Below are 12,918 nucleotides of genomic sequence, written 5' to 3'. Positions count from 1 at the left end.
AATTGACCTTGAATGTACGGCAAGCGACGGACCATAACGCTGTGCAGGGAGTCTCGGGGCCTGACCGGCCCTTAACCACCCTGCGGTAGCACCCGGGCATTATTCCCCGCACCTTCGATGTAAACGTTCATGCCTTTACCCAGGGCCGGATTGATCGGCTGAGTCACCGATACCAGCACGCCACTTTTTACCCGCACGATAACCTGTTGCGCCGCGACGGGCTGGTCATACTTTTTCTTCTCTGCATAGTTACCGCCAACCGCACCGGCGAGTGCGCCAGCGACCATGGCGACGTCGCGCCCGGTGCCACTGCCAATCAGGCTGCCGATACCAAGTCCGCCCAGGCCTCCGAGTACGGCGCCGACACCACTGTCGTGATTGGTCTGCATCTGCGTCAGCGATATCTGCTCGATCTTGCCCGAGCGAATCTCCATTTCACCAGCACCACCATCGTTCGACCCCACGGTGGCGCAGGCACTGATCAATACAGTCGCCAACGTCACCGTCAGCCAAGTCAGGATAGCTTTCATTGCTGTTTACCTCGTCATTGGTATTTGATGGCAATGCCTTTCAGCTTGCGCCCTTGGATCGTATCGAGGTTGCGGCTCCACAAAGGACCGGTTACGTAAGCGGCGACCGGCTGAATCTGGTCGTAAACCACCACCGCGTCTGCACCCAGATGGTCGAAGGGCCTTGCGCGCGGGCAGCGGCACCGGCGTTGGCCAGGCCAACGTTATCGGTGCCGATTTCGTCGAGCAGAATGCCGCCGGCCCAGGCTGGTTGGCAGCACAGGGCAAGTAGCGTAAAGGCAGGCAGTGCACCTATTCTGGTTTGCATGGATTAAATCCCGGCAAGTGTAAATCTTCGAATAAGGATCGAATTAACAATCGTCGAAAAATCTGAACCGCGTTGAATCGGCCCGGTTCGGTCACACATAAGTGGTAGTTGAAATTTTTGATATTGAAAGGCGCCACTGATGAATAAAAACGTAACGATCACGCTTGCTCAGGGTTCGCGTTGAGGACTGCGGAGATAGCTAGCTGAACGGCATGGAAGGACACACTGCAACGGACACTGGATTTCAGAACTCTTAAGGTTTGCTTAAGGACTTTAAATGTCGCCGGCGGACAGACTTTCCTGAACGATCAGGAGAGCCACCATGAACCCGCAATCGGTGATTTCAAACCATCCATGCACCCTTGTACGGCCGTTGGGTGCCCTGTCCGGCTGGCAGGAGCGCCGCGCCAAGGAGCTGATGCTGCGTGACATGGGCAGTTGCGTTCGCATCAGCGAGATTGCCGAACACTGCAACCTGTCCCGTAGCCATTTTTCCCGGGCGTTCAAAAAGGTTACCGGCCACTCGCCGCAAGGCTGGCTAGTGATGATGAAAATCGAAAAAGCCAAAAGCCTGCTAATCACCTCGATGCCGATCACCGATGTCGTCTATGAATGCGGTTTCGCGGACCACTCGCATTTCACTCGCACCTTCAGCCGCCTGGAGGGGATGACACCCCGGGCATGGCGACGGGCCTTTGATCATGCAACGAGCCACCCTCGCCAGCCACCAGCGATTGATCGGGACATACCCAACTGGAGAATTCACGATAGCCTGGTCGACAGCGTGGGACAGTCGCGCGCGCAAGAGCTGCACGCGTGAACTGATCGAGATCGAAAAAACGAACTCCTCCCCTTTGGCCGCTCATGCGGCCTTTTTTTATCCGGCGCTGGCCGGAGCCAGTGGCAGGTTGAAGCAAATCCGGGCGCCCTGTTCGCTGTCCTGGACCACCAGCGTCCCGCCGTGCGCGCCGATCACCGACCTGCAGATGGCCAGGCCCATTCCCATGCCGCTGCCTTTGGTAGTGTAAAACGCATCGAAGATCTGCTCGCGCTGGTGTACGTCAATTCCAGGGCCGTTGTCCTGGAAGCAGACCTGGACATGAGCGTCCTTCACCGTTGAGCCGATGATGATGCATCCATTGGGCACCCCTGCTCCGGCGATGGCCTCCAGCGCATTGGTGATCAGGTTGCACACCACCTGCTGGATCTGCACCGCGTCGACCGACACCGGGCATCGCGCTTCGAGCCGGGTCTCCAGGCGCACATTGCGGTTCGCCAGGTCGGTGGCGGTCAGGCGCACGACCTCTCCGATCAAGTGATCGATTTGCACCGGCAACCGTTGCAACGGAACCTGTTTGGCGAGTGCGCGAAGCGCCTGGACTATGTCCGCGGCACGGGCGCTATCCGAGCGAATGTCTTCCAGCCCCTGAATCGCCTCTTCCAGATCGGGCTGATCACGCTTGAGCCAGCGCAGACTGGCCGAGGCATTGGACACGATGCCCAGCAACGGCTGGCTGATTTCATGGGCAATCGAAGCAGAAAGCTCGCCCATGACCTTGAGGTGCGAGGTACGCGCCAGTTCCGCGCGGGAACTGCGCAAGTCCGCTTCCATCTGCGCGCGTAGCTGGTTGTCCTCGACCAGCTGTTCATACAGCTTGGCGGTTTGAAGTGACACCGCGGCCTGAGAGGCGAGAATTTCCAACATGGTCAGGCGCTGGGCGCTGAACAGCTTGGGGACCAGACTATTTTCCAGATAAACCAGGCCGATCAACGTGCCTTGTTTGAGCAACGGCAGGCATAACACCGACCGCATCTGGCGCTGTTGCAGATCGGCGCTGTAGGCCTCGGGACAATCGGCCCGGGCATCGTCGAGCACCAGGGTCGTGCGCGTGCGCATCGTGGCATTGAGCACCGAGGCCGGCGCCACCTGTTCGAGCGGTTGCCCGGCGTCCAGAGCGACCCGTACATTGCCGGCTTCGACCGAAGCCGTCGCCGCCAGTTGCAGTTCGGCGCCGCTGACGATCATCAGCACGCCATTGTCCGCACCGGCCTGAATCATCAAGTGATTCATCAGGGTTTCGACCAGTCGTTCGAGCAGAACCTCTTGCGACAGTGCACGTGCCGCTTCGATCCCCACTTCAAGATCGAGACGGACCTGGGTCACAGGCCGGACCGGCTCGAACGACGGCTCCGCACTCAGAAACGGGTGCAAGGTTTCCAATTGACGTGCCTTGCTGTCGGCGCCCCACAGGTTGTAGCAATCGCGCGCGACACGCAGGTGGTGGCTGGCACCCGACACCAGCCCGTTGGGTAGGCAGATATCGGCCAGCTGTTCATGGGCCAGCGCCTGCTCATGGATGAAACCGGCCGCCGCCGCAGCGATCTGCGACTGATCGAAACAACGGATAGCTACCAGTTCCTGACCGCGCAAACGGGCGATGACCCCATCGATCAGCAGCAGCTTGTTGCGGAAGGTTGTCGGGTTGAGTTCGACCCACGGCAGGAACCGCAGGCGTTGCCGCTCGAGTTTTTCCAGTTTTTCCGCGACCTCGCCCGGCGCTTGCGCACTGCCCAGCGCCAGGCTGTAGAACAGGTAGTAATCTGCGAGATTGATATGCGCCGGAATGGACCAGGCCAGCGCAGCGGCTTCTTCGAAACGTCGCAATGCGTAAGGGATATCGCCGAAATAAAACGCTGACATACCTGAATACAGCCACGACCAGAACAGCGTCGGCTGCGACACACGGGTACGGTCGATGGGGCCGAAACGGTCATGTTCGATGCCATCCAGTTCGGCCAACGGCCGATGCAGGCGCCCGTCGCGCAGATCGGTGGCGAATTCCTGTTGCGCCAGCAGGATGCGCTCGATATCGATGTAATGAAATTGCCGCACCCACCTCAACCCGTGCTCCAGTTCGTTCAACACCCCTTGCAAGGGTTCGCCCATGAACAGCAGGTCGGAACCGATGTGGTTGCAGGCGTAACAGGACATGCCCAGGTCGCCGCCGGCCTGGCCGCACTCGAATGCGGCGAACGCCCTCTGTCGAGCGTATGCCATCGGTCGGGTCCACGGGCTGACCTGATCGAGCGCCACCAGCGTGCCTGTGCGCCCTGCTTCGTAGCCGTGCTTGTCGGTGAGTTCAAGAGCCACTTCGGCGAAGGCCTGCCCGTCCACATACTCGCCATAGCGTTCGGCGATCATCACGCCAAACCAGGCAAAACCGTAACCACTGCTTGGCGTAGTGCCATGCAGCAGCGTGAGTTCGACCATTTTCGCCAAATGCAGAAAACGAATGTCGTCGTCAACGAAGAATGAAGAAATCAACGTACTGAGCAACTCCATGGCCGCTTCGACAGGCGGGTCATCGGCCTTGGGCAAATGCACCAGATCGGCGATGCGGCGTGCGCCGACAAGCTCACGAACCTGGGTAAATGCCAGGGTCAAATCGTTCTGTGAGGGCCTGCGCTGAAGGAGAATATCCAGCAGGGCCAGACCGTTCAACGCCTCGGTGATCGCCCCCTCGTAATCGGAGTGCAGCGTGCGCAAGGTGGCTAGTAACCGATAGGATTTCGCGCGGTCAAGCGCTGTAGTGGCGTGGGTCAGGCAGTCGTCGAGGCGGCGTTGGGCACCGGTCAGATCGGCCAGGAGCATGTCGCACTCGGCCGCCAACCATTGGGTGGCGAACGCCTGGGTGTAGAGACTCGACCACCCCGTCTGGCCGAGCAGACTTTCGGCCGTGCGAAGATAGCCCACGGCCTGCTCGACAGCGGCGGTGTCCCGGGCGCGTTCGGCGGCTTCGACCAACAGTTCGACGAACGCGGCGCGGCGATGCGCCTCCAGTTCATCGGCGTCAATGCGCTGGATCTGACTGGCGACTTCGAACACGCGCTCATGGATCTGCTCACCCCAATGATCAAGCATGGCACCCGCGATACGCGCATGCTCGGCAGCGCGTCCCACTGGCGCCGCAAGCTGACAGGCCGCCTCAAGTACACGGTCATGGGGAAACACCAGTTGCTCGCGCTCACGCAGCAGAAAACCTGAATCGACCAGGCTTTGCACAGCATGGGTGATCTGTTGCAGCTCACACGGCAACAGCCGGTACAGCAATGATTCATCACAGCGCCCGCCGACATAGCCGGCCGTGCGCAGCACTTCGCGCTCCATCGGTGACAGGCGTTCGAGTCGCAGTACCATCAAGTCCGCGACGTTGTCAGCGTAGCGATAACCGTCCACCTCCTGTTGATTCCAGACCCAGCGGTGACCCTGCACGTCAAAGCGCACCAGACGTTCATCGATCAATGCGCGCAACACTTGGCTGACGAACAGAGGGTTGCCGGCCGTCTTGTAATGCACGACTTGCGCGAGCGCCTCAATCTCCCTGGGGTCAGTGCCCAGCTCAGCGGCGATCAACTCCGCGACCGCGGCCACCGACAATGGCCCCAGCAAGACGCTTGCACAGGGCAACGATTGCTCGCGGCCCAGCACCTCCAGCACTCCCCCCTCGCGCTCGAGGGCCTGCGACTCCGCCTCGCGATACGCCAGGATCAGCACCAGATGTCGGGGCCTCCGGGCGACGAAGGCCTGCAAAAACGACAGCGTCGAATCGTCCGCCCATTGCACGTCATCCACGAACAGCACCAGGGGGCGTCCCGGCTGAGCGAAGACTTCCAATACATCGAGCAGGGTCCGGTTGGCGCGATCGAGCGCATGTCGGGCCGGCATGTTCGGCAGTTCAGGTGTGACCCCGATGACCAGCTCGGCCTCGGGCGCCAGTTCCACCAGAAGCCTGCCCCGCCCCTTAAGCCGTTCGACCAGTTGCTCGCCCAGCGTCTGCAGCTCCAGAGCCGGCTTGCCCAGCAACTGGGTCATCAGCGACTTGAAGATTTCTGCCAAGGGTGCAAATGGAATTTCCTGCTGCAACAGATTGCTCTTGCCGCTGGCCCAGTAGCCGGGCGCCAGGGGCCGGACACCCTGATGGATCAGCGTCGACTTGCCGGCACCCGGCGCGCCACCGACCAGCAGAACCCGGGCAATGCCATCGTTGCCTACCTGACGCATCAGCTCGACCAACTGCGTACGTTCGGCCTCTCGACCGAACAGCACATCGCTGCGGGCCAAGGAAGGCAACGCATCGAAAGCGCCCAGGCGGAACGCGTCGATACGCTCATGTTCCAGCCACTGCTGTTGGCACCAGGCCAGATCCGCGGCCATTGATTCGGCACTCTGGTAGCGGGCACCCGGCTCTTTCGCCAAGCCTTTGAGCAGAACCCGGCAGATGCCTTCCGGTAGATCGGTGACATGAATCGCCGGTGATTCCGGCTGGACAGCGGCGTGCACGTGCAGCCATTGGGATGGGTCGCGGGCGGTGAGCGGCAGTCGGCCGGTCAGCGCTTGATAAAGAATCGCGGTCAGCGCGTAGACATCGCTGCGCGCGTCAAAATTGGCGGCATCGCGACGCACTTGCTCGGGGGCCAGATAAGGCCATTGCTCCAGGCCGGGCAGTTCAACGGCGGGCGTCTCCCCGGCATGGCTGTGAAAACTCAGTAGTCTGACCGAGTCAGCGGCGTCCACCACCAAGTGGTGGGGTAACAGACTGGCATGTCGCACGCCCATCTTCTGGGCGCTCGCGAGCGCGTTGGCCGCAGTTACCGCGATGACCAGCACGCGCGCCAGTGGCATCCCTGTGTCACCAATCAAATCAGTCAGCGGCACCCCATGCGTGGGATAGATCAACAAAGGCCCCTCGGCCGAGCGGATGAACGCGACCGGGGCAATCGCCCAGGCCGGATCCAGGCGCAGGTGAAAATCGCGCTCCAGCCGCTGGCATACGGCAGGCCGCTGAATCGGCGCCCGGGCGGCGAGCCAACGTGTGCCCGATTGCCGATCCTGGAGCGTGAACCAGGTCAGGTCGTTTTCCCGGCGCAGTATTGCGAAGGTGCAACGCTCAAGCCAGGCTTCATCGTGGAACACATCAAGACTGTGGGAACCGGATGCTGAGAGAGGGCTGCTGGGCATGAACAATCACCGCTGAAGATTCATTTCGGGCTGAGCCGGTGAGTATACGCAAGGCTCTGGCCCGATGGCTGCGCTCGAGCAATCCTGTCCGTTATCGGCACTAGGATGGCAGTTCAGTGCCCCCGCGACCTGTGGTTTTTGCGCACTGAAATCGCAGCGTGTTATCCCTCGGGATAATTGCATTATGCGAGGCCGTCCCCTAGCGTGTAGCCCTGATGAAACGACGTTCCGGCGTCACTCCCCGTCAACGCAGTGCAGAGGAACGTATGATCCGACTCGGCCAAGCCACTATTTCCCTGGAACGGCGTGAAGCCTTTCTTGATGGACGGCCGCTGCGTGTCGGAGGCCGGGCGTTCGAAATCCTCTCGGTGCTGATGCAGGCCGATGGCCGAATCGTCAGCAAAGATGAATTGATCACACAGGTCTGGCCTGACACCGTCGTCGAGGAAAACAATCTGCAGGTGCAGATTTCCTCGCTGCGCAAGTTGCTCGGAGAAAAAGAGCTCATCCAGACGGTCCCGCGCCGAGGTTACCGATTATTGAAAGAACGTGAACCGCCCCTGCCCCTGTTCCATCCTATGACCCCGGGCCCCTCGGCGTCCAAGGATCAGCAGCGGATCGATCCTGACAGCGTGCAGGTATTCATCGTGGACGATGAAGCCCCCGTGCGCACGGCGCTCAGCCGGCTGCTGCGGGCCGAAGGCATTGTGCACCGGATATTCGCCTCGGCCGAAGAATTGCTCAGCGCTGACCTCGACATCGGCCCCGCTTGCTTGTTGCTGGACGTCAGCTTGCCCGAGGCGACAGGCCTGGAACTGCAATCCGCACTCGGGCGGCGCGGACTTCCGTGGCCGGTTATTTTCATGACCGGTTTTGGCACCATCCCGATGTCGGTGCAGGCCATGAAAGCGGGAGCGGTCGAGTTCCTGACCAAGCCTTTCAATGACAGCCAGTTGCTGGACATCCTGCGCACCACCCGTCAGCGTGCAGCGACGGCGTTCGAGCAATGGCAACGCACTCAGAGTGCCCGTCAAAGGGCTACCCTATTGACCCCCCGTGAACACGAAGTGCTCCCGCTGATCGTCGCGGGTCTGTCCAACAAGCACATCGCCAACCGATTGGGCACCAGTGAAGTCACCGCCAAGGTCCACCGCAAACACATCATGGAGAAGATGCAGACGCGCTCGCTGGTCAGTCTGGTCAGCCTTTATGGCTTGCTCAGCGCCGAGCCGGCGTTTGGCACTCAGGGCTCTTCATGACTATCGACACTGGCTGCACCGCCCCTGGATCATCCGGCAGCGTCATGATCATCGTCTGCATCGTGGACGACGATGCGTCCGTGCGCAAAAGCCTCGCCAACCTGCTTCGGTCGGCCGGATACCGCGCCCGAGTATTCGCCTCGGGCGAGGAGTTCCTGGCCCTCGAAAACTTCAATGACATCGCCTGCCTGTTGTTGGATTTGAAAATGAACGGCCTGTCAGGGATAGACGTCATGCACGCGCTGACGCTCAAGGACAGAAAATTCCCGGTGATTTGCATGTCGGCACATTGGGATGAAGCGACACTGGCCGAATCCAGCCGTTATAAACCCATCGAATGCCTGCGTAAGCCCTTCAGCGGCGATGCTTTGCTGAGCGCTGTCGAATTTGCACTTCAACGTGAGTGTTGAAGGTTTTCCTGATAGCCGATATGGCATCTGATTAAGGCAGACGGAGAAATCATGTTCCAGGCTGGCTCCGTGCTGCCGCCACCGTTGGCCCCAGGCAGCCAGCAATAGCGGTTGGGATGCGCCTGGAAAACGAGTTGATTTAATGGGCATCAGAAATGATTGTGTGTGCCGACACGATGGCTGATATCTTTCCCGCGCACCTGATCGCGTCCAATCGACGCTGATCCCGTCAAGGAAGATACAAACAATGAAAACAGTGCTCGACGCCCTGCTCCTTATCTGCCCAAACATATATGCGTTCGCTGGCGACAACCCCATTGGCTTCCGGGCCTCGACGTTGCCAGACAAGCAAAATGACCGCCCGCTGGAGTTGGTCGTCTGGTACCCGAGTGCAACCACTGCCACACCGCAGTTGATCGCTGTTACACGACTTCTGGGTCACGGAGGCAGCGCTGGACGTGGCGATGCCGGCGAGCCAGTCGACCTCTCGCGGGCGCGAACATATTGCTAATGAACAATCTCGGTTCAAATGTTATCGAGAGAGTTGAGTGTTGCAGTGGCAACTCCGGGGTTGCCCTCGATTCAGATCTGTCTTATGTAATAAGGCCACATGAAAATGAAAATATTATTCATCGCTTCGCTAGGAATTCTATCGCTAATTCAAACATCACTGTCCTTCGCGGACAATGCAAATGGGAAAAATCTCTATTTACAGAGATGTACCATGTGCCACGGAATAGATCTCAAAGGAACAGGGCCATTGGCTAATAAAAGCACCCCCCCTACACCTGACCTTACAACGTCCGCCTTCAAAAAACGATTAAATGATTATCCGGGCGTTATTGTATCATCGATAATACTTCGCCCAAATGGAGACTTAATCCCAAAAACCTTGAAAGAGAATGGTGTAAAGCTATCTCCGTACCCTTGGAGGATTAAGGATCTGCGCGATTTAAATCAATACATGAGTGGTGTGATTTCAAAAAATCGATGATTTTGAGATCGGCTGCGGTCTTTACAGGCATAAATCAGCCAATAGCGGTCAATCGACAGGCGCTTCGAAACGCTCCTCTAAAACGGGCGCCTTCCCCTATTCTGCGGGCATGTTCGAGATAAGCCATTCTCGTATTGTTATTATCACTTTTTTATAATTCTAAATATCCGCGATGCATGATTTATCGCGGTGCAATTTGCCACATCGAAATAATAACAGCGGTTTGTGAGTGGCAGCCATGGGTCCAGACTGGGTAAAAACGCAGACACTATTTTTAAGTCTGCGTCGCTACGCAAAATCTGCCGATGATTGGTGTATCACTCTTCGTTCAGCACATCGATGATAGGGCAAGCGGCTCCGCCGTCGCCTAGATCGCATTTCTGCACCAGTCCGCCTAGCACCTGCCGCATGGCGGCAAGGTCAGCCATCTTTTGCTCGATCAGGGCCAGCTTGCGCACGGCCAGTGCCCGAGTCTCGCTACAAGTGCAGGCCGCATCCAGTGTCAGCAATGCGCCCACCTCATCCAGCGTGAATCCCAACGCCTGTGCCCTCTTAATGAAGCGCAGCCGTTTGACCTGCTCCGGTAGATAGTGCCGATAACCGCTGAGCGGTTTTGGCGGTTCATCCAGCAAGCCGCGTCGCTGGTAATAGCGAATAGTCTCGATGTTCACCCCGGCAGCTTCCGCCAACTTGCCGATACTCAGCCCTGTCGCCATCACACGCCCCTTGATTCTGTACTTGGGTACGGAGTGTAGAGTGACTCTAGATTAGATCGATTCAATGGAGAAGACGATGGTTCAACAGATCGGCAAGAGATCGCTGGAGCAGTTGCCCGGCGTAAGTACCGTCAAGGTCGATTTCGCCGAGAAGATCGCCATCGTCACCTATGCCCCCAATAAAGCCACCCCTGAGGCGTTGACCGAGGCGACGGCGAAGGCGGGTTCTCCCTCCACCGTGCACAAGTGAGGCAACCATGAGCGCCGTCATCCTCGAATCCGTGCTGACCTGCCCGCATTGCGGTTTCGCCAAGCAGGAAGCCATGCCCACGGACACTTGCCAGTTCTTCTACGAGTGCGTCCGTTGCAAAACGCTGCTACGCCCGAACCGCGGTGACTGCTGTGTGTTCTGTTCGTTTGGCACGGTGAAGTGCCCGCCATTCCAGGAGCAGCGCGGATGCTGCGGTACGGCTTAACCTAGTTTATTCGGTTTATCAGACGCCCCTAACGCGCCTCAAACCGTGGTTATGGGAGGTTAGTGTCATGTGGAATCACGCTCTGATGCTCGTGGTGATCTACCTGATTGTCACCCTCTGCATCGGCTGGCTGTATACCATTGCGCTGCTCTATTGGCTTTGATCCAATGGGAGAGGTGCTGCTGCAACCATTCACGGAACTGGACGACAGCTTCACTCCCCCCGTTTCTATCGATCCTGTGTCAAACACCCCACGCTCGCCACGCACCAATACCGACAATGAACCAAGTCAGTACGATGAGTACCGCAGCAAGCTCATTCACCGGGCGCCTCAAATCTCTGGCCTCCCACTCAGCCGCTTTGAGCTGACACTCATGAAGCACCGCTATTGGCATCAGCCGAATTGCAAGCAGAATACCAAGCGGCAAAATAATCACGTCGTCCACGTATCCAAGCACGGGAATAAAATCGGGAATAAGGTCAATTGGACTCAACGCATAAGCCACAACAAAAACTGAAATCCATTTGGGTAGCCAAGGCGTTTGCGGATGCTGATAACAAAACCAGAGAGCCATGATTTGCTGTTTTAGCTTTCGGGCCCAGCCACGCAGACAATAAAGAAGGCGGTTCATGTCGTTGTAATCAGAACGTGAGGGATGCGATCACCAGCGTAGCGCTATTGGGAAGCAGCCGCTATCAGTTGTGGACTCAACCGGTCGTTGCAACAGATTGGCTCAATCTTTCAGCGGGAGTTTGGAAGTTTCGAGCCTGCCGCAGAAGTTGTTCAGGCGAGACTCGCTCTTCCTGCAGCCCTGCCATACTGTTGAGCATGACCAGTGCAACCTTCCGCTTCTACGAGGAGCTCAACGATTTCCTGCCGGCCGAACGGCGGCGGCAATCCTTCACCTGCAAATGCGCGCGAGGGGCGACGGTCAAGCACATGATCGAGGCGCTTGGGGTACCGCACACCGAAGTCGAGCTGGTGCTGCTCAATGGCGAGTCGGTGGGCTTCGAGCGGGTGATCCTCGACAGTGACCGGCTGGCGGTGTATCCCAAGTTCGAAACGCTGGACATCAGCCCGCTGCTAAAGGTTCGTACACAACCTTTACGGGTGCTGCGCTTCGTCGCTGATGCGCACCTTGGCGGGCTGGCCAGCCTGCTGCGCATGAGCGGCTTCGACACCCTCTATGACAATGGCTTCGAGGATGGCGAGATCGCCGAGATCGCTGCACAGCAAGGACGCATCGTGCTAACCCGCGACCGCGAACTGCTCAAGCGGCGGATCATCAGCCACGGCTGTTATGTGCATGCCCTGAAACCGTCGCTGCAGCTGCGTGAATTGTACGAGCGCCTCGACCTGGCGCGTAGCGCGCGGCCATTCAGCCTGTGCCTTCATTGCAACCTGCCGCTGCACGAGATCAGCCCGGAACTGGCTCGGCCGCAGGTGCCGCCACGCATTGGCGCCCTCTATTCGCACTTCCTGCGCTGCGACGCCTGCCAACGGGTTTACTGGGAGGGTTCGCACTGGCGAGGTATGTGTGCATTGCTGGCACCCCTGCTGAACCGATAGCCGCGCGCATTGGGGCGGACAGCGGATTTTATGGTATTGAGGCTGTATCGCCCACGGAAGATAGCGCACCGATGCTTTTTCCGAAGGCTCATGATCTTTTTAGCAAATGGAGTCTCCTGCATGGAAGTTATCAATCAGTTGCAGCCCGAAGCGTGTGCAGGCATGGAGGACATCCGACGCGAAATCGATGCCCTTGATCAGGTCGTTATCAAGCTGTTGGGCAAGCGTTTTCACTACGTACTGGCGGCCTCGAAGTTCAAGACTTCGGTGACTTCAGTGCGTGCTCCGGAGCGTTTCAAGGCCATGCTCGCGACACGACGCGAATGGGCCGAGGCTGAAGGCCTGAGCCCGGATGCCATCGAGAAGATGTACAGCGATCTGGTGAACCACTTCATTGCCGAAGAGATGAAACACTGGGCGGCTCATCAATCCGACACCTGACTCTGGTATCGGACTGTCCGCGATGGGTTGTGGGTTACGCCAAGGCGATCATCGCTTTCGCTACAAAACCCTGGGCGATTCAGCCCTCCCTGAATTCCCACATCGAACGCATTCATGAGGCAATTGAACGGAAGGAAAAAAAGGGAGGGCATTCATTGCCCTCCCCTCCGTTTTCCACGCTCCCTGCGACAGTACT

At 58.5% G+C, this 12,918-nt stretch carries 12 protein-coding genes and 2 pseudogenes; 9 read left to right on the top strand and 5 right to left on the bottom strand.

Features of this window, described 5'->3' with window-relative positions; all coding sequences use genetic code 11:
- Positions 1–71: 71 nt before the first annotated feature.
- Both ABIA48_RS00520 and ABIA48_RS00515 read right to left on the bottom strand, forming a co-directional pair.
- Positions 72–530 (bottom strand): glycine zipper 2TM domain-containing protein, encoded by a 459-nt coding sequence (locus ABIA48_RS00520; protein WP_204931431.1) that lies wholly within the window; start codon positions 528–530, stop codon positions 72–74.
- Between the two features lie 148 nt (positions 531–678).
- Positions 679–837, bottom strand: a pseudogene (locus tag ABIA48_RS00515) (transporter); the annotation flags it as partial.
- 322 nt (positions 838–1,159) lie between these two features.
- Here ABIA48_RS00515 and ABIA48_RS00510 point away from each other — a divergent pair.
- A complete protein-coding gene (locus ABIA48_RS00510) occupies positions 1,160–1,657 on the top strand; it encodes a helix-turn-helix transcriptional regulator (RefSeq protein WP_429486439.1) in 498 nt (165 codons plus the stop codon).
- Between the two features lie 57 nt (positions 1,658–1,714).
- Here ABIA48_RS00510 and ABIA48_RS00505 read toward each other — a convergent pair whose 3' ends face one another.
- Positions 1,715–6,769, bottom strand: a complete 5,055-nt coding sequence (locus ABIA48_RS00505; RefSeq protein ID WP_429492755.1) for a trifunctional serine/threonine-protein kinase/ATP-binding protein/sensor histidine kinase — start codon at positions 6,767–6,769, stop codon at positions 1,715–1,717.
- Positions 6,770–7,122: 353 nt separating this feature from the next.
- On the opposite strand from ABIA48_RS00505, the gene ABIA48_RS00500 reads away from it, so the two are divergent.
- The 4 genes and pseudogenes from ABIA48_RS00500 (at position 7,123) to ABIA48_RS00485 (ending at position 9,519) form a co-directional block, all read left to right on the top strand.
- The gene (locus tag ABIA48_RS00500; RefSeq protein WP_429486437.1) at positions 7,123–8,115 is read left to right on the top strand and encodes a response regulator; all 993 of its coding nucleotides are present in this window, start codon (positions 7,123–7,125) and stop codon (positions 8,113–8,115) included.
- Between the two features lie 44 nt (positions 8,116–8,159).
- Positions 8,160–8,525: a response regulator transcription factor gene (locus ABIA48_RS00495; RefSeq protein WP_429492753.1), complete on the top strand. Its 366-nt coding sequence runs from the start codon at positions 8,160–8,162 to the stop codon at positions 8,523–8,525.
- 247 nt (positions 8,526–8,772) lie between these two features.
- Positions 8,773–8,946: pseudogene (locus ABIA48_RS00490) on the top strand (dienelactone hydrolase); the annotation flags it as partial.
- 189 nt (positions 8,947–9,135) lie between these two features.
- On the top strand, positions 9,136–9,519 hold the full coding sequence (locus ABIA48_RS00485; protein ID WP_429486435.1) for a c-type cytochrome: 384 nt from the start codon (positions 9,136–9,138) through the stop codon (positions 9,517–9,519).
- A gap of 317 nt (positions 9,520–9,836) precedes the next feature.
- Here the strand turns inward: ABIA48_RS00485 and merR are convergent, their stop codons facing one another.
- On the bottom strand, positions 9,837–10,235 hold the full coding sequence (merR, locus tag ABIA48_RS00480) for an Hg(II)-responsive transcriptional regulator (protein ID WP_204931405.1): 399 nt from the start codon (positions 10,233–10,235) through the stop codon (positions 9,837–9,839).
- A 76-nt stretch (positions 10,236–10,311) separates the two neighbouring features.
- On the opposite strand from merR, the gene ABIA48_RS00475 reads away from it, so the two are divergent.
- Together ABIA48_RS00475 and ABIA48_RS00470 are read left to right on the top strand one after the other, a co-directional pair.
- Positions 10,312–10,485: a heavy-metal-associated domain-containing protein gene (locus tag ABIA48_RS00475; protein ID WP_429486433.1), complete on the top strand. Its 174-nt coding sequence runs from the start codon at positions 10,312–10,314 to the stop codon at positions 10,483–10,485.
- Between the two features lie 7 nt (positions 10,486–10,492).
- The gene (locus ABIA48_RS00470) at positions 10,493–10,711 is read left to right on the top strand and encodes a GDCCVxC domain-containing (seleno)protein (RefSeq protein WP_429486431.1); all 219 of its coding nucleotides are present in this window, start codon (positions 10,493–10,495) and stop codon (positions 10,709–10,711) included.
- A 242-nt stretch (positions 10,712–10,953) separates the two neighbouring features.
- On the opposite strand, the gene ABIA48_RS00465 is transcribed toward ABIA48_RS00470, so the two are convergent.
- Positions 10,954–11,343: a YkvA family protein gene (locus ABIA48_RS00465; RefSeq protein ID WP_429486429.1), complete on the bottom strand. Its 390-nt coding sequence runs from the start codon at positions 11,341–11,343 to the stop codon at positions 10,954–10,956.
- Between the two features lie 197 nt (positions 11,344–11,540).
- Between ABIA48_RS00465 and ABIA48_RS00460 the strand changes: the two genes are divergently transcribed.
- A complete protein-coding gene (locus ABIA48_RS00460; protein WP_429486428.1) occupies positions 11,541–12,281 on the top strand; it encodes a Mut7-C RNAse domain-containing protein in 741 nt (246 codons plus the stop codon).
- Between the two features lie 120 nt (positions 12,282–12,401).
- The gene (locus ABIA48_RS00455) at positions 12,402–12,722 is read left to right on the top strand and encodes an isochorismate lyase (protein WP_429486426.1); all 321 of its coding nucleotides are present in this window, start codon (positions 12,402–12,404) and stop codon (positions 12,720–12,722) included.
- Positions 12,723–12,918 lie beyond the last annotated feature (196 nt).

It is taken from the genome of Pseudomonas sp. S30_BP2TU TE3576, from assembly GCF_050436025.1.
In the GTDB taxonomy this organism is placed as follows: Bacteria; Pseudomonadota; Gammaproteobacteria; order Pseudomonadales; family Pseudomonadaceae; genus Aquipseudomonas.
The sequence above is the reverse complement of the archived record's forward strand: the minus strand, read 5'-3'. Positions and strand labels throughout refer to the sequence as shown.

Excerpts from the sequence above, each read along its gene's own strand:
- ABIA48_RS00520 (WP_204931431.1), bottom strand. The coding sequence starts at position 530 with ATGAAAGCTATCCTGACTTGGCTGACGGTGACGTTGGCGACTGTATTG.
- ABIA48_RS00510 (WP_429486439.1), top strand. The coding sequence starts at position 1,160 with ATGAACCCGCAATCGGTGATTTCAAACCATCCATGCACCCTTGTACGG.
- ABIA48_RS00500 (WP_429486437.1), top strand. The coding sequence starts at position 7,123 with ATGATCCGACTCGGCCAAGCCACTATTTCCCTGGAACGGCGTGAAGCC.
- ABIA48_RS00495 (WP_429492753.1), top strand. The coding sequence starts at position 8,160 with ATGATCATCGTCTGCATCGTGGACGACGATGCGTCCGTGCGCAAAAGC.
- ABIA48_RS00485 (WP_429486435.1), top strand. The coding sequence starts at position 9,136 with ATGAAAATGAAAATATTATTCATCGCTTCGCTAGGAATTCTATCGCTA.
- merR (WP_204931405.1), bottom strand. The coding sequence starts at position 10,235 with ATGGCGACAGGGCTGAGTATCGGCAAGTTGGCGGAAGCTGCCGGGGTG.
- ABIA48_RS00475 (WP_429486433.1), top strand. The coding sequence starts at position 10,312 with ATGGTTCAACAGATCGGCAAGAGATCGCTGGAGCAGTTGCCCGGCGTA.
- ABIA48_RS00470 (WP_429486431.1), top strand. The coding sequence starts at position 10,493 with ATGAGCGCCGTCATCCTCGAATCCGTGCTGACCTGCCCGCATTGCGGT.
- ABIA48_RS00465 (WP_429486429.1), bottom strand. The coding sequence starts at position 11,343 with ATGAACCGCCTTCTTTATTGTCTGCGTGGCTGGGCCCGAAAGCTAAAA.
- ABIA48_RS00460 (WP_429486428.1), top strand. The coding sequence starts at position 11,541 with ATGACCAGTGCAACCTTCCGCTTCTACGAGGAGCTCAACGATTTCCTG.
- ABIA48_RS00455 (WP_429486426.1), top strand. The coding sequence starts at position 12,402 with ATGGAAGTTATCAATCAGTTGCAGCCCGAAGCGTGTGCAGGCATGGAG.